At 57.4% G+C, this 17858-nt stretch carries 16 protein-coding genes; 3 read left to right on the top strand and 13 right to left on the bottom strand.

Annotated elements, in window-relative coordinates:
• Nucleotides 1-13: 13 nt before the first annotated feature.
• The 5 genes from J4D97_RS02050 to J4D97_RS02030 all read right to left on the bottom strand — a co-directional run bounded on the left by J4D97_RS02050 (nt 14) and on the right by J4D97_RS02030 (nt 6350).
• Nucleotides 14-1183 (bottom strand): ABC transporter permease, encoded by a 1170-nt coding sequence (locus J4D97_RS02050; RefSeq protein WP_208306155.1) that lies wholly within the window; start codon nt 1181-1183, stop codon nt 14-16.
• 20 nt (nt 1184-1203) lie between these two features.
• Complete coding sequence (locus tag J4D97_RS02045; protein ID WP_208306154.1) at nt 1204-2457, bottom strand: ABC transporter permease; 1254 nt, start codon at nt 2455-2457, stop codon at nt 1204-1206.
• A gap of 102 nt (nt 2458-2559) precedes the next feature.
• The gene (locus J4D97_RS02040) at nt 2560-3288 is read right to left on the bottom strand and encodes an ABC transporter ATP-binding protein (protein WP_208306153.1); all 729 of its coding nucleotides are present in this window, start codon (nt 3286-3288) and stop codon (nt 2560-2562) included.
• A gap of 349 nt (nt 3289-3637) precedes the next feature.
• On the bottom strand, nt 3638-5059 hold the full coding sequence (locus tag J4D97_RS02035; protein WP_243900088.1) for a TolC family protein: 1422 nt from the start codon (nt 5057-5059) through the stop codon (nt 3638-3640).
• 40 nt (nt 5060-5099) lie between these two features.
• Nucleotides 5100-6350: an efflux RND transporter periplasmic adaptor subunit gene (locus J4D97_RS02030; RefSeq protein ID WP_208306151.1), complete on the bottom strand. Its 1251-nt coding sequence runs from the start codon at nt 6348-6350 to the stop codon at nt 5100-5102.
• 238 nt (nt 6351-6588) lie between these two features.
• Between J4D97_RS02030 and corA the strand changes: the two genes are divergently transcribed.
• Nucleotides 6589-7800, top strand: coding sequence for a magnesium/cobalt transporter CorA (corA, locus tag J4D97_RS02025; protein ID WP_208306150.1), 1212 nt, complete (start codon nt 6589-6591; stop codon nt 7798-7800).
• Between the two features lie 178 nt (nt 7801-7978).
• On the opposite strand, the gene J4D97_RS02020 is transcribed toward corA, so the two are convergent.
• On the bottom strand, nt 7979-10714 hold the full coding sequence (locus J4D97_RS02020) for a hypothetical protein (RefSeq protein ID WP_208306149.1): 2736 nt from the start codon (nt 10712-10714) through the stop codon (nt 7979-7981).
• A 130-nt stretch (nt 10715-10844) separates the two neighbouring features.
• Between J4D97_RS02020 and J4D97_RS02015 the strand changes: the two genes are divergently transcribed.
• Nucleotides 10845-12320, top strand: coding sequence for an APC family permease (locus tag J4D97_RS02015; RefSeq protein ID WP_208306148.1), 1476 nt, complete (start codon nt 10845-10847; stop codon nt 12318-12320).
• Between the two features lie 94 nt (nt 12321-12414).
• Here the strand turns inward: J4D97_RS02015 and J4D97_RS02010 are convergent, their stop codons facing one another.
• The 7 genes from J4D97_RS02010 to J4D97_RS01980 form a co-directional block, all read right to left on the bottom strand.
• Complete coding sequence (locus J4D97_RS02010; RefSeq protein ID WP_208306147.1) at nt 12415-12873, bottom strand: carboxypeptidase-like regulatory domain-containing protein; 459 nt, start codon at nt 12871-12873, stop codon at nt 12415-12417.
• A 459-nt stretch (nt 12874-13332) separates the two neighbouring features.
• Nucleotides 13333-13710, bottom strand: coding sequence for a hypothetical protein (locus tag J4D97_RS02005; RefSeq protein WP_185283378.1), 378 nt, complete (start codon nt 13708-13710; stop codon nt 13333-13335).
• A 209-nt stretch (nt 13711-13919) separates the two neighbouring features.
• A complete protein-coding gene (gene arsB, locus J4D97_RS02000; protein WP_208306146.1) occupies nt 13920-15020 on the bottom strand; it encodes an ACR3 family arsenite efflux transporter in 1101 nt (366 codons plus the stop codon).
• A gap of 18 nt (nt 15021-15038) precedes the next feature.
• A complete protein-coding gene (locus J4D97_RS01995; protein WP_208306145.1) occupies nt 15039-15530 on the bottom strand; it encodes a GNAT family N-acetyltransferase in 492 nt (163 codons plus the stop codon).
• 11 nt (nt 15531-15541) lie between these two features.
• On the bottom strand, nt 15542-16315 hold the full coding sequence (locus J4D97_RS01990) for a metallophosphoesterase family protein (protein WP_208306144.1): 774 nt from the start codon (nt 16313-16315) through the stop codon (nt 15542-15544).
• Between the two features lie 84 nt (nt 16316-16399).
• Nucleotides 16400-16858: a DUF6428 family protein gene (locus J4D97_RS01985; protein WP_208306143.1), complete on the bottom strand. Its 459-nt coding sequence runs from the start codon at nt 16856-16858 to the stop codon at nt 16400-16402.
• A 27-nt stretch (nt 16859-16885) separates the two neighbouring features.
• On the bottom strand, nt 16886-17236 hold the full coding sequence (locus J4D97_RS01980; protein WP_208306142.1) for an ArsR/SmtB family transcription factor: 351 nt from the start codon (nt 17234-17236) through the stop codon (nt 16886-16888).
• A gap of 227 nt (nt 17237-17463) precedes the next feature.
• On the opposite strand from J4D97_RS01980, the gene J4D97_RS01975 reads away from it, so the two are divergent.
• The gene (locus J4D97_RS01975) at nt 17464-17691 is read left to right on the top strand and encodes a hypothetical protein (RefSeq protein ID WP_185283372.1); all 228 of its coding nucleotides are present in this window, start codon (nt 17464-17466) and stop codon (nt 17689-17691) included.
• The last annotated feature ends 167 nt before the right edge of the window (nt 17692-17858 follow it).

Raw genomic sequence — 17858 nt, 5'->3', positions numbered from 1 at the left:
TAGGTTGCTTCGCCTACTCTTCCCGCAGCGCTACGGCCGGCTGAATGCCAGCGGCCAAACGACTGGGGTAGAGCGCACATACGGTAGCCAGCAGGTAGAGCAGCCCTGCCGCCAGCGGCATGGCCGTGAGGTAGACGCCAGTTTGTACGCCCATCACGCCCAGTAGCGGAAACTGCGCCGCCACCAGCAGCCCCAACCCTAGCCCGAAGGTAGTGAGCACCAAGATTTCGCCCAGCACTTGTAGGCTGATGTTGCCAGCGGTGGCGCCCATGGCGCGGCGCACGCCAATTTCGCCGCGGCGGCGGCTGATGTTGAGCCACAGCACGCCGAATAGGCCGAGGGCCACGTTCACAATCAAGAATATGCATACCATACCTAGTATTACGGGCGGTGCGAGATTCACCTTTAGCTGAGCCAGACGTTGTGTAGGTAAAGGATTCACACCCATTTCCCAGCTAGCATTAATCGCACGCACATCATTCGTAATGCGTTTTTCTAGGGCGGCGCCTGCACCAGGGCGCACCCGCACAAGCAGAACTTGCATTGCCCGTGCCGTATCCTGCGGGCTTACATAGAGAAAGAAGCCGGGCCGTGGTTCGCTCAACTCACCGCCAGCCCGGTAGGGCCCGCTCACGCCTATCACCTGAAACTCTTCGGGTTTGCCTAGGCTGGCGCGCACTGTTTTTCCTATTGCTGACTGGCCATCTGGGAAAAGAGCCTTTTGCATAAGCTCGGTAATTACTACCGGTGGGCGGCGGCTTACGGCATCGTCGCGGCGGTCGAACCACCGGCCTGCCACTATCCGTAGCCCCATTACCTCAGGTAGCTCGGCGCCTGCATCGTATACATCACCATATCCTTGTGGGGTGCCCTCACCTGTATCCAGCGTTGTGCTGTTTTCACTGAATGCAAACGGGGTGTTGCTCACGCTACGCGACACGCTTACTATCCCTGGGGTGCTCCGTAGGCGCTGCAAGATGCGTTGCAGGGTTCCAAATTGTTCTGCGCGGGGCTGCGTGCCAGGGTTAAGATCTATCTCCCACACATCTTGGTAGTCAAAGCCCAGAGGCGTTTGGTAGTTGCGCCAAGTATATACACCCACGCTGCCAACCGAGAACAAGACCACAAAGGCCAGAAATATCTCCACAATGAGCAAGCCATTAGCTCGCTTGCGGTTCCACATAAGGGTAATCAGGTGGCGTATCATGCGGCAGTTTCTCCTTTTAAGGCCTTCACGGCTTGTAGCTTCGACATTTTATAAGCCGGGTAGGCTCCCGACAGAATTCCAAAAAACAGGATTACTCCTAGTGCCACCGCGCATACCCGCCCGTTGAGAGCGAATGTGGAGTACGCCAGAAAATGACTGTCATTGACTAGGTGCAGTGCTCCCGCTGCCAACCCCAGCCCCAGTATGCCCCCCAATAGGGTCAGAAAGATATTTTCGAGCAGAAACTGACCTACCAAGTTGCCCGCTGTTGCTCCAAATGCCTTTCGTACTCCAATCTCAGCCGAGCGCTCCAATGTGCGGCTCACGTTGATGTTGATCAAGTTCAAAGCAGGCAATAGCATAAATAGCAACCCCATACCTAACACCACTTTCATGAAGCGCCCTACGCCCCCCTCAACGCCAGCATCGTTGTTGAAGCGTGCAGTAAGCGATGCCAGTAGCGGCTGAGCGTAGGAGTTTACCTTCTTGTATGTTTTGGGGTCGGGTACAGGTAGGCGATTCACAACCTGCTGATATTCGTCTTGTATCTGCTGCAAATCACCAGCCCGGCGAGCCAATATGATAGCCTGGTAGCTGCCCAAGTAGTTGGGGTCTTTTAGGTTATCGGTAGTTGTAGTCACCGGGGTCCAGATTTCTGCGTAGGAGAAGATTCGCGAAATAGAAATGTCGCGTACCACTCCTACCACTCGATACGGCACCGCATCGAGCACCAGTGGCCGACCTATTACCCCGGTTGTGGTTCCAAAGTAGCGACGGCTAGTCGTCTCATTGATGACGACCACGCGAGCCGCGTCGCGCACTTCGTCTAAGTTGTAGGGCCGCCCAGACACGAAGTCGAAATCTAGGACCTGCCAGAATTCCCCATCGGTGCGTTTATGGTCTAACTTTAGTACCTGTTGTCCTACGTAGGCTACCGTCGTACCGAAGTTACTTTCGCTGAGCGACACCTTTTCTGGTGTGTGCAGGGTGCGTACGTGCCGCGTCAGAAAGTCGTAACCGATGGAGGAATTGCTCTGTCCGCCTTCGCGATACATTAGCTGCATCCGATTCGCGAACAGCATGCGGTCGACGCGTTTCTCGGGTGTGTGCGGCCCTATCGTGTAATCGATCATCGCATAGAGCACCACTAAGATCATCAGCGTGAAGCTAATGCCGAACAAGCTGATGAAGGTGAAAAACTTGCGCCTGAGCAAGACCTTCCAGGCTATCTTGAGGTAGTTGAGAAGCATAAGAATAAAGGTGAAATGGTGGGTAGTAAAATGGTGAGTTATGGTGCTAATGGCGCAGTTTGTTCTTCAAACTCACCATCTCACTACTCACCATTTTACCATTTAATTGACCTGGCTGCCGTCGAAAAACCGGATAATGCGCTCGGTTTTCAGGGCTTGCTGCTCGTCGTGCGTTACCATCACGATAGTGGCGCCCTGCTGGCGGTTCAGGGTCAGCAGTAGGTCCATGATTTCCTCGCCCATCACCGAGTCGAGGTTGCCGGTGGGCTCGTCGGCGAGGATGATTTCGGGCCGGCCAGCCAGGGCGCGGGCAATGGCTACGCGCTGGCGCTGCCCGCCCGAGAGCTGGCTGGGGAAGTGCCGGGTGCGGGCGCTCAAGCCCACCGTATCGAGGGCAGCCAGGGCGCGCTGACGGCGCTCAGCTCCCCCTACCCCTTTGCGGTAAAGCAAGGGCAGCTCCACGTTGTCGAGCACCGACAGGTCATTAATCAGGTGGTAGCTCTGAAACACGAACCCGATTTTGTGGTTGCGCAGGTGGGCCAGCTCCCGGTCGGAGTAACTGGTCACCGACCGGCCGTCAATAGCCACGGTGCCGCTGGTGGGCTCATCCAGCAAGCCCATGATGCTGAGCAAGGTAGACTTGCCGCACCCGCTCGGCCCCATCACCGACACAAACTCCCCGCGCTGAATCGACAGGTTCACGTGGTTCAGGGCCACCGTTTCGATGGTTTTGGTCTGGTATACCTTTTCGATGCCGGTGAGCTGAATAACGGCCTCAGCAGCGGCTACTGTCGACGCTGGCTGGGTAGCAGAGGTAGGAAACTGGTTCATAGGAGTAGGCGAAGGTGGAAGAAGTGTTCGGTTTTATGTAGCATGGTGCTCGTCTCTGATAGAAGTAGCCAAGCCGCGTGCCATTCACTTAAAGTTTTTATTATCAATAATTTACATTCATCATTCATAAAATGCGCTTGCTAAAATATGTCCGCAAACGAACAGGTTGTTCGGATTCATCAACCCAGTATTTATCACCGTCTTTCCTGGATTGTCATCCTGAGTGCAGCGAAGGACCTTATGACGGTAGGACAAGTCATTGGCGCGGCTATCGTTCTGGCGTGAGAAGGTCCTTCGCAAGCTCAGGATGACAGCCATTGTTGGTGTCGTTTTTATCATGACCTTTCCGCTACTCCCGCGCCAGCGGCTGTTCTTGCTCAAAATCATACAGCGTGAGGGCGCGCAGGCGATAGTGCGCCACCCAAGCGGCGCGCAGGGCCGCAATGTAGGCGCGCTTGGCCTGGTCTTTTTCCGCAAGGGCAATGTTGAGGTCGGTGAGGCTGATGCGGCCAACCTTGTAGGTAGCCTGGGCAATATCGTAGCGCTGCTGGGCCAGGGTGTCGGCCTGGGCGGCCAGGGTTAGCTGCTCGTGCAAGCCACCTAGTTGCGCGGCCTGCGTGGTGATGCTCTGCTCGAAGGTTAGCTCCTCCTGGGCTACCGTGAGGGCTACCTGCTGGCGGCTCAGCTCGGCCGTCTTCCGCACCGATTTTTGCCTACCCCAGTCCACCACCGGTAGCGCAAAGCCCAGACTGATTTGCTGCTGTTGCTGCGGCTGATGGTAAGTGCGCCAGAAGTCCTGCGCGCTATTGGTATAACCCACATTCGCCTGTAGAGTAGCCACAAACCCCGTGGTTCCCCGCGCCTGGGCTACCTCGCTTTCGGCCTCCAGTAAGCGCCGCCGGAAGGCCAGGGGCGCGGCGCGGTATTGGCGGGCGTAGGCTAGCGCCTGGGCAGGAGCCACCACCGGACGCGGTGCTACGACGGGCACCGCGAGCAGGAGAGTATCGGCGCGCAGGCCGGTGTAGCTTTGCAGACCGATGGCGGCTTGCTGAGCATCAAGGCGGGCTTGCACCAGCGCCTGGCGCGAGCGGAGCAGGTTCAATTCCAGCAGCAGCAAGTCGTTTTGCGACAGGCGGCCGAGCTGTTGCCGTTCCCTACCCAGGCGCAGCAGCTCAGCATTGGCCTGGGCGTTTTGGGTGGCTACGCGGGCATTCACTTGTTGCAGCAGCACGTCAAAATACAGTTCCGTGATGCGCTGAGCAATGGTTTCACGTTCCTCCACAAACTGCCGACTGGCCTCTTGGTAACGCAGCGGCTCAATGCGGCGCGCCCAACGCAGGGCGTTGTAACGTCCCAGCGGCTGCGTGAGGCCCAGGCTGAAGGGCTGGTTGTTGTAGAGGCGGGTGTTGCGGTTGAAATCGTCGAAGCGCTGGGCCTCGGAAGTCACATACACCGAGCCGCCCGTGACACCAATGGCCTGACTTAAGGTAAGACCCAGGGTAGAGTAATTCTGGCGCACGGCCTGAAATTCAATGGTGCCGTCGGGCTGCACTACGGGCGTAATCACGCGGCTGAAGTTGGGCACGGTGCCCTGCAACGCCAGCTGCGGCCGGTAGTTCGACTGATACGTGCGGTACTGCCAATAGCTGGTTTCGCGGGTGGTAGCGGCCTGCCCCGCCACCGCCGACTCCTTCAGCGCCGCGCCGATGACACCAGGCAGCGTGAGGGTTTGAGCGCGCAAGGGTAGGGAGCCGAGGAGCAGGAGAAACAATACCAGCAGGCTGGGGGGTGAGGCTATCTTTCTCATTTCCCTATTCCGTTATCCGCAGGCGCGGCGTGTCTTGGTGTTCCTTCATGTCGCTGAGCACGATTTGCTCGCCGGGGCGCAGGCCGCTTATTACCTCCACGTAGTCGAAGTTGCTGTCGCCGAAGCGCACGGTGCGGCGCTCGGCCCAGCCGTCTTTTACCACAAACACCGGCTGCTCGCGGCCGCCTTGGTAGAAGGGGCCGTTTTTCACACGCACGGCCTTTGGATGCGCTTTGGTCACCACAAACACGTCGGCGCGTAGGTTGGGGCGCAGGTCGGGGTGGTGGTCCTGGGCCAGTTGGGCGTAGAAGGTGACTACCCCTTTGTCGGCGGCGGGGCTGATGGTGCCGATGGTGCCGCGCAGATCGGTGTCGTTGTTGAGGCGCACCACTACGGCGCCGCCGGGGCTCAGCTGGCCGGCGTAGGTGTCGGCAATGGTGGCGCGCACCCGAAAGCTGCTCAGGTCGGCCACGCGGGCCAGCACGTCGCCCTGGCGCACGGTGCTACCTAGGTCTTCGTTCACCCAGGTGAGCACGCCGGGCCGGGGGCTGCTGATATCGGCCTGGGTGAGCTTGCTGGCCAACTCCGCAATGCTGCGCTGCTGCATCTGCATGGTGTAGCCCAGCTCGCGCACATCGGCGGCGTTGGCGCGGCGCTGGTTGCCAATCTGCTCCTGCAAGCGGCGCAGTTCCAGCTGGGCTACCTTTAGGTTCAGCTCAGCCTGGCGCACGCTTTCGGCAGTGCCACCTCCTATTTTCAGTAAGTACTGTTCGTCGCGCAGGGCCGATTGCAGGCTGCCTACCTTCACGCGCTGCACCTGTTCCTGCGACTGTAAGTCGTTGAGGGCGCGTTCCAGCGTCAGGCGTAGTTGGTCGTGCTTGTTGCGGTTTTGTTGCTGGGCATCTTCCAGCTTGGCCAGCTCCGTGGCGGTCAACTCCTTGTCTAGCTCCAGAATGGGCTGGCCGGGCTGCACGGGTTGCCCTACCTGCCGCACCACACGCCGCACGGTGCTGGCGATAGGGCTGGTGAGCACAGCTTCGTGGGCGGGAATGAGTAGGCCCGCGGCCGTTAACGACGCCTCCACGGGACCGGTATCCACGGTGGCCGTCAGGATTTCGGGGCGGCGAATGCTGGGTTGCAGCACCGTGCGAAAGGCTACCAGGGCCGCGCCCACGGCCACCACCGCGGCCACCAGCCACAGGCCGAGCCGCCAGTGACGCTGCCGCTGCGTAGCAGATGATATAGCTCTGTCCATTTTTGTACGGGATAAAGGGTGTTTCCCGTACTGATAGCCAAGCGCCAAGCCAAACTTATAAATATCTATTATACAATTATTTACATCTTAACGCAGTTTTATCAACTGTTTAAAAACTGTCCGCAAGTGGACAGCCTGTTCGCTGGTAGCGCCACAGGTAGCATCTTGCCAACAGTTTACCTTTTACCAACCAACCTACCTACGTAGTTTACCCGTACGTTTTCCTTTTTTGCTTTTTATGGATTCCACCACGGCCCCTCCCGTTGCTGCCCCTTCCACCCTACCCCATCCAGACGACGACCACGACCAGGACCTTGCGCACAACAGTGGCATTTCGGACCGCGACGCCACGCGCGAGGCCCGTGACCAGGTAGTAGGGCAACGGCCAGGCACCCTGGTGATTTCGCCCCGCGCCCTGCGCCCGCGCCTGTTTTTGTATTCCTACGACGAGCAGCACATGTTGGAGGAGGAGTATGATACGTACGACGAGCTGATGCGCTATTTCCGCGCCCACCCCGAGCAGCGCCACTGGATTGATATACGCGGCTACAATAGCCTGCCTATGATGGAGCAGTTGATGGTCGATTTCAATATTCACCCGCTGCAAATGGAAGACGTGCTGGGCGACTACCAACGGGCCAAAGTGGAGCTGTTCGACGAGAATCGGCTGTTTCTGGTGTCGCGCATGACGGAGTTTACCGCCTCCCGCGACATCGACGACGACCAGCTGTCCATCTTCACTGGCGACAACTACGTGCTCACGTTTCAGGACGACTACGAGGACTGCCTCGACAGCGTGCGGCAACGCCTGCGCTCGGGCTTCAGCAGCATCCGGCGGCGCCCCCCGCAGTACCTGGCCTACGCCCTCACCGACGTAGTGCTCGACCACTACTACCCTACTATGGCCGCCATCGGCGACTACATCGAAACGCTGGAAGACCGCATTCTGGCCGACCGGCCCAGCCGCCGTTTGCTCAGCCGCATTTTGCAGGTGAAGAAGGATATTGTGCGTTTCCGCCGCCTGGTGTACCCCGAGCGCGAGAAAATTGCTGAAGTCCTGCGGATGCCTGACGAGGTGGTGCCCGAGGAAATAAAGGTCTTCTTCCGCGACTGCTACGACCACGCCATCCAGGCCATGGACCTGGCCGAGAGCTACCGCGAATCGGTGAGCAGCTTAGTGGACTTGTACATGTCGAACCAGAGCAACCGCATGAACGAGGTGATGAAGGTGCTCACCATCATCAGCAGCATCTTCATTCCTCTGAGCTTTGTGGTAGGGCTCTACGGCATGAACTTCCAGCGCGAAGGCCCCGACGGCCGCATCAACTACCTCAACATGCCCGAGCTCTACAGCCCCATCGGCTACCCCGTGCTGATTGTGGTGCTGGTGGTGATTGTTGTTGGGCAGCTGGTGTATTTCTGGCGCAAAGGCTGGTTGTCGGATAAGTAGTGAAGTGGTGAGGTGGTGAGGTGGTAAATGTGAAGTAAAAGAGCGTCTGTCATCCTGAGCTTGCGAAGGACCTTCTGACAGCTGAACGAGTCGTTGGTACGATAGTCGTTCTACTGTGAGAAGGTCCTTCGCAAGCTCAGGATGACAGACGCTTTTTATTATCCTCACTAGTTCATATCTACCACGGTACCAGTGTGCGGTGCAACTCAGAACCGGATACGCGGTAGAGCTGGTAGGCGCGGCGGGTAGCATCGTAATTGAGGGAGATGGTGGGGGCAGTGCTGGGGAAGGGGCGGCCGCTGATGAGGCGGCCTTCTGTGTCGTAGAGATACACGTTGCCGGGACCGGGCTCAGAGAGGGCTACCACCTGAAGTTTCTGGCTGAAGTTGAAATACTGCACCGGCTTAATACCCGACGTCAGGAAGCGGCGACTGAGCAACTGCCGGCCCGCTGGGCTAAATACTGCCAACTGGCCGCGGTCGTCTTCCCGTACCACCACATACGTGGCATTGTTCTGATCAGGAATCAGGCGGAAAATGGAAGTACGGCTCCAGGTAGCCACCCGGCTCCGGCTCACAATCTCGCCGCTGAGCGCAAACGTCACCCGCTCGCCGTGCTGGGTTACCATCGTCAGACGGGTGCGGCGTAGCGTGGCGCCCTGCTCCACAAACACACCGCTTTGCAGCCGTGCTCCCATGCTGATGGGGAAACCAGGGTAGAGCCCGCCCTGCGCATCGTAGGCGTAGACATATCCATTTTCCAACGGCACCACAATGATGTCGCGGCCGTTTATGCTTAGGTACTGCGGCTCGCCGGCCAGACTGAACTCTACGCGTTTGGGCTGCCAGCCAGCGTAGGGCTGCCCGTTGGTATCATACAAAAACAGATTGTTGCCGCCCCCCAGCACCAGCAGGCGCGTGGCGGTATTGCCTACGGGAGGCGAGGCCACCAGCCCCGTAGCCTGCACGGTATCAGGAAGATTGAAGGGGAAATGTGGCGCTTCTGTCCCACGCTCGTTCAGCAGATGCAACTGGGTAGGCGTTAGCAGCAGGTGCTGATTGCTACCGTCGCGCCGCAGCCGCTGAATAGGCTGCACCAGCGGCCCCGGCAGCGAATCAGACCACGCCACCACATTTTCGGGCGTTACGTAGTGCAGCACTTGGGCCGCGTCCTGCACCAGCACACCAGCATTGCGAGTGCCCGGCACGGCCACCAGCGCCGGCCCCGAGGTAAGGGCTGTCTTAAAGGTAAGCACAGCGTCGTTGCCGTTGGCGCCCTGTGCCTGCGACACCGCTGGCCCAATAGCCGGATGGCGTAGCAAAAACTGCGTGAAGTACTGCGCAGTCGTATCGTTTTCATTGGTGGCAGGCACCCACTGAAAAGCAATCTGCGGAAAGCGCTTGAACAGGTTCTCGTTGCGCAGTAGGCCTGCCCGACGGTCTTCCACGGCGGCACGCAGTAGCAAGTTCCAGGCGTTGCGCATGTCCAGCAGTACGCTCAGGCGAGTCATTGAAGCGGTTTCCTGCAAAAAAGCTACTTGCACCGGCGAGCGGCTCCACACTTCCCGGGCGGCTATGTCCGTCAGCCAGGTGCGCAGGGTAGCCGCATCGGTTCCGAAGGCCACGTAGTTGCCTACCTGCGTCATCACGGGCTGCCCAAAATTGGAGAACTGCGGCCCCAACAACCGGGCCGGCAGCTCGGGCACGCCGGTTTGGTACATCTGATACGGCCCTACCCGCTCAAACGACGGCGTAGTTCCCGTAGCCCGGCGCAACTGCCCCAATAGGATACCAGCGCGGTCGGGGGTAGCACAGTACGCCAGCGCCAGCTTGCCCGGCACCGCCCGCGCCGACGGAGCCGCCAAATAGCACAGGGCCACTTCGCGCGAGAACTGCCCGGCCAGGCTATCGAGCAACGGCTGCGTAAGCTGGCTCAACGAGTCGGTATCAAGGGGATGAGGGTCGCGCAGTACGCTGGCCGGCCCTACCCCCATGTGCACCAGCAGCGCCGTGCGCAGCGAAAGCACCTCGGCCATTTGCAGGCGTTGCGTCGGCTGCCCGCGCAGGCGCTGGTGCAACGAGCCGCGGGCAATTTCGGGATTACTGAATCCACTCAATATCACCTTATTGCCCGCCAATCGAATACCCAGCATGCCGTTGCGGCTCAGGCTGGTGAAAGCCGTCAGGTCGCCTTCCAGCTCCGACCTGAAAAACACACCCAGGAGCTGCGGCAGCCGCCGGTAGTTCACCAGCAGGGTAGCATCGGTATTGGGCATGTTCAGGTAGTCGGTGTTCTGAAAATCGGCGGCTACTGTGGGGGCATCGGGGTGTTCCAGGCGCAGCACCACGGCTTCTACCAACGTCGGGTTGGCGCTAATGAGCAATTGGTTGCGGTAGTTGAAGTAGGTGAGACTGGTGCCGTTGCCACGCTGCTGAATGGTCACGAGCTGGTTGTCGTGAAACGTGCGCGTGCTGACTTGGTAGCGCGCATCGCGGCGCAGGGCGTCTTCCAGAGCCCGCACTTGCCGGTACTCGCGCACAGTGGCAACGGGCACCTGAAACAGCACATCGAACGTGCCCGGCGCCGTGACGTGCACAGAGGTGAACACCCGCTTGTGGCCCAGGAAACGCAGCACTACGTTGCGCCCCCCTACCAGGCTATCGGCTAGCGTTAGGTTGTCTTCTACTTGCTGGAAGTAGCGCACGGCCGTGAGGTTGTCCCAAAGCTGACTTTCCTGCAAGTGGCGCACCAGCGTGGGGTGGTCGTCGGTGGTAAGCACCAGCGCCGCATCGTCGGGCACCAGCGTCCAGGGGTCTACGGGCACGGCCGCCACAGTATGGCGATAATACACATAGGAGCCCAGGGCCGAAACCAGGAGCAGCCCAATCAGAAAGACGAGTAGCTTATGCGACATGCAACCGCAAAAGTAGCTATTCGTGATTGGGCACGACAAAGTTGTGCCGGCAGGTTCCCCGTTTGGCTAGCTGGCTACCCAACAGAATCTAATTATCTTCCGCCCCTGAATACACTCCTACTCTCTATCTATGTCTGAAAAACAAGGCCACTTTCAGCGGGCCATTACGCTGTTTGATGCCGTCATGATCGTGACCGGCGGCATGATTGGCTCCGGTATCTTCATCGTTTCCACCAGCATTGCCCGGCAGGTAGGCTCGGCGGGTTGGCTGCTGGTGGTGTGGGTCATCACGGGCCTCATCACGCTGGCGGGCGCCGTGAGCTACGGTGAGCTGTCGGCTATGTTCCCGAAGGTAGGCGGGCAGTACGTGTACCTGCGCGAGGCCTACAACAAGCTGGTGGCGTTTCTCTACGGCTGGTCGCTGTTTACCGTCATCCAGACCGGCGTTATTGCGGCCGTGGCAGTGGCGTTTGCGCGCTTCACGGGCGTGCTGGTGCCGTGGTTCAGCGAGGAGCACGTACTGTTCAACGTCGGCCCGCTGGCCTTCACCACCGTGCAGCTGCTGGCTATTCTGATGATTGTGGGCCTCACCTGGATCAACGCCAACGGCGTGCGCAGTGGCAAGCTGATTTCCAACGTATTCGGCAGCACCAAGCTAGTAGCGCTAGCCCTGCTCATCTTGTTCGGTCTGATTCTGGGTGTCAACCACGAGGCTGTGCAAATCAACTTCACCGATATGTGGCAGGCCGCCAGCTTCGACGATCTGGGCAACGCTACCCCCTTGGACACCTGGGGTCTGGTAGGCGCCATCGGCCTGGCCATGACCGGCTCTCTGTTCAGCTCCGACTGCTGGAACAACATTGGGTTTTCGGGCGATGAAATCGTACGGCCCGAGCGCACCATTGTCCTCAGCATGGCCATCGGCACGGCCATTGTCACGGCGCTCTATCTGCTCATCAACGTGGTGTATCTGCTGGTGCTGCCCATCCCCGGCAGCCCTACCGCCGCTGCTACCGATGTGGTAGGGCGCGGCATTATGTACGCCGCCAACGACCGGGTAGCCACCGCCGTGGCCGAGAGCATGTTGGGCCGCACCGGCGCTTACGTGATGGCCGTACTCATCATGATCAGCACCTTCGGGGCCAACAACGGCATCATCCTCAGCGGTGCTCGCGCCTACTATGCTATGGCAAAGGATGGCCTGTTCTTCCCGCCCCTGGCCCGCCTGAACCGCGCCGGCGTGCCCGGCGTAGCCCTCTGGACCCAATGCGCCTGGGCTTGCCTGCTTTGCCTTACGGGTTCGTATGGCGAACTGCTCAACTATGTGATGTTCTCAGTAATTCTGTTCTACGTCATTACCATCATCGGCATCTTTGTGCTTCGCCGCACCCGCCCTACCGCGCCGCGTCCCTACCGGGCCTTTGGCTACCCGCTGGTGCCGCTGTTCTACATTGTGGTAGCCTCAGCCTTCTGCCTCATTCTGCTGTTCAGCGACGCTACAGCTGCATTTTCTCAACGCGGGTTACTCCTGCTGGCGCTGGGTGTGCCAGTTTACTTTTTGCTGGGCCGGCAGTTCAACAAACAACTACCCAACGAAGAGCAGTAAGTAATCTAAGTTGTGGACTAACCGCTATTTTCTTCCCACAAAAAAACGCCCCGTTACCAGTAACGGGGCGTTTTTTTGTGGAAAATCATTTCACTTAACGCTTGATGCGTTTGAAAGCATCCGGCCGGTATTTCAGCACTACTGTCTGGTTGGTGGCCGTTGGACGGGCAGACACCTCATCATCGTAGTAGCCCGCTGAGCCGCAGCGGAGCGTATAGCGGCCCGCAGGAATGGTGAGTTTGTAGCAACCGTCGGCATCCGTGATACCGATGATCTGGGTGCCTTCCACCATAATGGTAGCTCCTACCAATGGATCCTTGTCCACGTCTATCACGCGCCCTTGAATCGTCATCATGGGCACTCGGGCGCTAGCCGTTGTTGTCGTTACACGGGGCGCCTCTGCCTCTTTTTCATCTTCTGCTACCTCCCCTACAGTCGTTGCAACGGTATTGCTAGCCAGCAAAGCGTCATCTGCATATCCTTGAGCATAGCTACCTATGCGTACTGCGAGTAGCAGCACAACAAGAACGAGCGTGGTAAGCAGTGACTTCATTTGTGCTGGCTTGATAATGTTCGTAGTAACAATATCGCCCCGGTTGTGTCATGGCTAAAGTTCAACTCATTGAACCGTATCCTTCTTCCGATCAGGCATACAAATATATTGTACTATTATCAGAAATCCATATCACTTTAAAATTTTTTATTCCAAAATTGACTAAAATTACTCTAATAATGAACCAATGAATTTTCACTGAATCAGGCGTATTTAAGGAATGTTCGCATATATAGTTTCATAATGGGTTGCGTTATGCTATTATACTCCCTTTGCTACTTACGAGTGAAAAGAGCGTTTTACTTATAATGAGCACACATACAGCATGACACGAACCATAATTACTACCTTGGCAATACCATATTATCAGAATAGCCCATCTGTCTTGCAAATGCAAGAATCCCGCACGTTGTCGTACGGGATTCTTATTAGACAGTGTAATCGTGAGAAACGAAAACGCTAGTCGTGCGCCGGGCGCGAGGGGCCGCTTGGGGCATCTTCGCCAAAATCCTGGTCCTGGGTGCGGATGCTGTTGCCCATTTCGTAGCTACCTTCTTTGGTGAAACCCGGCCCTTGGGCATTTTCGCCCTCAGCATGGTGCTCGTTGCCACCCTGGGGATGGGTTTCGTCGCCGCCGATGTGCAGGTTTTCAAGCTGATCTTTCTGGTTGCTGCGCTGTTTGTAGCCGTTGGCCCCGGTATAGCGTGCCGCCGAAGGGTCGCTCATCTCTTTGCCATTGCTCTGGCTTTCGTCAAAATCCTTTTCGTTTTCGAGCTGCTCGTTTTTCGGAATAATGTTTTCCTGGTCGGTGATGCTACCGTCTTTATCTGTGGCCATATGCTGGGGATGAATTGCGTGGGAAAATACTCCTTAGCAATACGCAGTCTGGCAGGCATGGTTGGGAATGTCCAGAGCCAGTATATGGTTTGAGGCCGGGCTCGTACAGATACCTGAGCGCAAACAGCATGGCGTTGCACGTAGTAGATGACTACCAGATTGGTACGGGAGCCTTACTCCGTCCGCACCCATCATCTGACTACCGGAGACTATGCGGCTGGGGTTACTGCTTGCCCCCCATACCAGCGACGACGAAACCAGAAAGCCAGGTTGACTAAAGCAATCAGGGCCGGCACCTCAATCAGCGGACCAATAACGCCCGCAAAGGCCTGGCCCGAGTTCAACCCAAACACGCCAATGGCTACCGCAATAGCCAGCTCGAAGTTGTTGCCGGTGGCGGTGAAGGCAATGCTGGCATTTTCGGCATAATCGGCTCCCAGGTACTTGCCTGCCGCAAAGCTGAGCACAAACATGATTCCGAAATATAAGGCCAGTGGCAAGGCGATGCGTAGCACATCGAACGGAATACGCACTATAGCTTCTCCTTTCAAACTGAACATCACGACAATCGTGAGCAGCAGGGCTACCAGCGTAATGGGGCTAATAGCTGGGAGGAAGGTCTGCTCGTACCATGTGTCTCCCTTCAGCCGCCGTAGCACCAGGCGCGAAAGAAAGCCAGCCGCAAACGGAATACCCAGGTAGATGAGCACGCTCTGGGCAATGTCGCCAATGCCGATGTTCACGGCGTAGCCTTTCAGGCCGAAGTAGGGCGGCAGCACGGTAATAAACAGCCAAGCCAACACCGAGTAGAACAGCACCTGAAAAATAGAGTTGAGCGCCACCAACCCGGCCGCGTACTCGCGGCTACCGTCGGCCAAATCGTTCCATACCAACACCATAGCAATGCAACGGGCAATGCCAATCAGAATCAGGCCCATCATGTACTCGGGCTTATCAGGCAGCAGACACACGGCCAGAAAGAACATAAGCACCGGCCCCAGAATCCAGTTCAGAAACAAGGATAAGGCAATAATGCGCGTATTTTTGAAGACTTTCGGCAGCTGCTCGTACTTCACCTTGGCTAGTGGTGGGTACATCATCAAAATCAGGCCTAAGGCCAGCGGTACGTTCACTGTGCCTACGGAGAAGTAGTTCACGGCTTCGTTGATGCCGGGCACGAAATAACCCAGCGCAACGCCCAGCGCCATCGCCAGGAATATCCAGAGCGTAAGGCCCCGGTCAAGACCCGAAAGTTTCTTTTCTGCCAGCACGACAGGAGTTGCCGGAAGGGGTTGAGGGAGCGTGTTCATAGGGAGGTAGGGAATACATTACGTCAGGCCGATGTACGGGCTGCGCCGCTCCAGCAGCACGGTGTTGCGCCATACACCGTGCTGCTGGCCAATCCGCTCGCGGTAGCCAACGACGCGAAAACCAGCCTGCATGTGCAGGCTAATACTAGCTGTATTCTCAGCAAAGGTGCCGGCTTGTAACGTCCAGATACCATGCGCTTCCGAGTCGAGAATGAGGCTTTGCAGTAACTGCCGACCCACGCCTTGCCGGCGGGCTTCAGCGGCGATGTACAGGCTGATTTCGGCAACCCCACCGTACACACAGCGGCTCGATACGGGCGAAAGGGCCGCCCAGCCCAGCACCGCGCCACCATCAATAGCGACCAAGCGGCTGTGAACCAGGTGCGCTCGGTCCCAGGCCTCCCATGTGGGTGCCTGGGTTTCAAAGGTGGCGTTGCCAGTGGCTATACCCTCCTCGTAGATAGTACGCACGGCGGGGTAGTGCGCGGCGGTCATTGGTTGAATCTGCATGGCAGAATGGCTTAATACGCCTTGCGCAGCATATCGGCATACGCATTGGGTAGCGGCGAATCTTCCACGGCTTTTGCCGCTCTCTCTACATCATACGCCACACGAATCAGCTCGGAACGCACGCCGTCCGGGCTGGTTAGTTGGGTGTTCTCGTCGAGGTGCAACAGCTGGTAGGCGGCGCGGGGGTCGCCGTCTTTGGGCTTGCCCACCGAGCCGATGTTGAGCGCATGCCGGTATCGGGTTTCGCCTTCTACCTCGTAGGCAAAGGTGCGGTGGTAGGGCTTGTGCGTGTGCCCAAAGAGTAGAATGTCGGCGTGAGCATCGGTCAGCACCCGCAGAAAGCTGACTTCGGGCCGGTCTTCAAATAGGTATTCGTTGATTTTGCGCGGGGAGCCGTGCACCATCAGTAAATTCAGCGTACACGGCTCGTCTTCGAAGTCGAGACGCATGTGCTTGGGCAGCAAGCGCAGGTAGCGCCGCTCGTCGTCACCTACTACGTGGTTGGTGTAGGCAATACTCTGCGCCCCCAGGTCCTTGTCGGTGTCGGTTTTGTAGGCACAGCCGCAGTTGCTACTGGCCAAGCCAATGCCTTGGTCGTAGTTGCCGGCCAGGGTAGGAATACCCCGACGGCGCACCTCGTTCACTACCTCATTGGGCCAGGGCGCGTAGCCCACCAGGTCGCCGAGGCAGAAGATCATATCGGGGCGGCGCTGCTCCATGTCGGCCAACATTGCTTCCAGGGCCGGCAGGTTACCGTGCACGTCGGAAAAAAAGGCAATCGTCATCAGAAACAGAAAGATGAAGTCAGGAAAGAGGAAAACAGACCTGCAAAACGGCGCCGCCCTTCCAGGTAGCGCCGTTGAAAAGGGTTAGCAGCATCCGCTGCCGGGCGTGCAGGCCATCACGTGCAGTTGGGGTAGGGCAACCTCTTTGTTTGGAATACCACAGGCATCCTGCGCCAGGCAGGCCGTTTGCTTGGGTAGGAGCACAAAATCCTGGCCGTCGAACGCGAGGCCAAACTTGCCAATGGTAGCCTGCTGATACTCAACCTCGATATCTAAATCCTCTTGGCCCAGAATTTTCTCCGACAGCGCGAGAATGTGTAGAAATTTCTGCGGAGCCAGGCGATGGTCGTAGTCGCCGGCTTCCCAGAGCTGGAAGTTGGCAACCGTTTCCTGGCGCTCCACGCCGCCGCAGTCAATGAAATACTTGCTCACCAACCCCACTTCCGTCACATGGAAATGCGGGGGTAAATACTCGCCCGAGGGTAGGCGAAAATGAACAGCGTCGAGCCCAGCCAATGACTGCTTCATTTCGGAGATTTTCATCGTCAGTAAGTAAGGTGAATAAAAAGATTAGCAGGCGCAGGCATCGTCGGGGCCGCAGGCCGCGCCACTCGTTGCCTCTATGAAAAAGCTGACAAACTGCTGCTGCACCCGTTGTAACAGTTCGGTGTTGAGGCAATAGCAGACCGTGAGGCCGTCAATTTCTCCTTTTATTAACTCCAGCGCTTTCAGCTCCTGTAGGTGCTGCGACACTGTGGTGCGCGAGAGCGGCAACTCAGCAGCAATATCGCCGGAGATGCAGGTTTGCTTGCTGGCCAGCAACTGGATAATAGCTACTCTGGCCGGATGGGCCAGGGCTTTGGCCACGCGGGCTAACTGCTGCTGCTCGGCGGTGAAAGCCTCGGTTTTAGCGTAAGTCATGGATAAATGGATGACAACAGTAACTTTATGTCGTAAATATACGACATAATATGACGCATGTTTACGACATGCGGTTTTTAGTTGTAATTAGCTACGCTAATCTGAGTTTTGCAGCCATGTGTAACTTGACCACTACGACCAAACCTGCGTACTCAGAATGTTTTCGGACCTTTGCTCCTCTTTCAGCCGGTAGCGTCCTTCTGCTTACCCTTAGCTCCCTCCTACCCGTGGATTTTTCTAAGCTTTACCATCCTAGCGCCCTCAACAGCTATCAGTTCATTGCCCTCACAGGTCTCATCATGAGCGGTGGGGCGCACCTGTTGTTGCATTTTGTGTTTCACCACACGGTGCAGGGCTTCAATTGGCTCTACGTGTGTTGGGCTGCTTTATATGTGATAGGTACGCTACGCAACCTCTTCGGCAAGCCTGATGCGGGCCACCATCATCACCACTAAGAAAAGTGAAGTTAAGAAAAGTGAAGTTGTGAAAAGTGAAGTTGTGAAAAGTGAGATTGTGAATGAGTATAATTCTGAACAGCACGCAGGCCCTTTTCACGGCTGAACCAATCGTTGTTACGGTTGTCGTTCAGCCGTGAAAAGGGCCTTCGCGCTGTTCAGAATGA

Source organism: Hymenobacter defluvii, from assembly GCF_017589435.1.
Classification (GTDB): domain Bacteria; phylum Bacteroidota; class Bacteroidia; order Cytophagales; family Hymenobacteraceae; genus Hymenobacter; species Hymenobacter profundi.
The sequence above is the reverse complement of the archived record's forward strand: the minus strand, read 5'-3'. Positions and strand labels throughout refer to the sequence as shown.

What these genes read in the sequence shown, in the direction of transcription:
- J4D97_RS02050 (WP_208306155.1), bottom strand. Translation starts at nt 1,183, where the DNA reads ATGTGGAACCGCAAGCGAGCTAATGGCTTGCTCATTGTGGAGATATTT.
- J4D97_RS02045 (WP_208306154.1), bottom strand. Translation starts at nt 2,457, where the DNA reads ATGCTTCTCAACTACCTCAAGATAGCCTGGAAGGTCTTGCTCAGGCGC.
- J4D97_RS02040 (WP_208306153.1), bottom strand. Translation starts at nt 3,288, where the DNA reads ATGAACCAGTTTCCTACCTCTGCTACCCAGCCAGCGTCGACAGTAGCC.
- J4D97_RS02030 (WP_208306151.1), bottom strand. Translation starts at nt 6,350, where the DNA reads ATGGACAGAGCTATATCATCTGCTACGCAGCGGCAGCGTCACTGGCGG.
- corA (WP_208306150.1), top strand. Translation starts at nt 6,589, where the DNA reads ATGGATTCCACCACGGCCCCTCCCGTTGCTGCCCCTTCCACCCTACCC.
- J4D97_RS02020 (WP_208306149.1), bottom strand. Translation starts at nt 10,714, where the DNA reads ATGTCGCATAAGCTACTCGTCTTTCTGATTGGGCTGCTCCTGGTTTCG.
- J4D97_RS02015 (WP_208306148.1), top strand. Translation starts at nt 10,845, where the DNA reads ATGTCTGAAAAACAAGGCCACTTTCAGCGGGCCATTACGCTGTTTGAT.
- J4D97_RS02010 (WP_208306147.1), bottom strand. Translation starts at nt 12,873, where the DNA reads ATGAAGTCACTGCTTACCACGCTCGTTCTTGTTGTGCTGCTACTCGCA.
- J4D97_RS02005 (WP_185283378.1), bottom strand. Translation starts at nt 13,710, where the DNA reads ATGGCCACAGATAAAGACGGTAGCATCACCGACCAGGAAAACATTATT.
- arsB (WP_208306146.1), bottom strand. Translation starts at nt 15,020, where the DNA reads ATGAACACGCTCCCTCAACCCCTTCCGGCAACTCCTGTCGTGCTGGCA.
- J4D97_RS01995 (WP_208306145.1), bottom strand. Translation starts at nt 15,530, where the DNA reads ATGCAGATTCAACCAATGACCGCCGCGCACTACCCCGCCGTGCGTACT.
- J4D97_RS01990 (WP_208306144.1), bottom strand. Translation starts at nt 16,315, where the DNA reads ATGACGATTGCCTTTTTTTCCGACGTGCACGGTAACCTGCCGGCCCTG.
- J4D97_RS01985 (WP_208306143.1), bottom strand. Translation starts at nt 16,858, where the DNA reads ATGAAAATCTCCGAAATGAAGCAGTCATTGGCTGGGCTCGACGCTGTT.
- J4D97_RS01980 (WP_208306142.1), bottom strand. Translation starts at nt 17,236, where the DNA reads ATGACTTACGCTAAAACCGAGGCTTTCACCGCCGAGCAGCAGCAGTTA.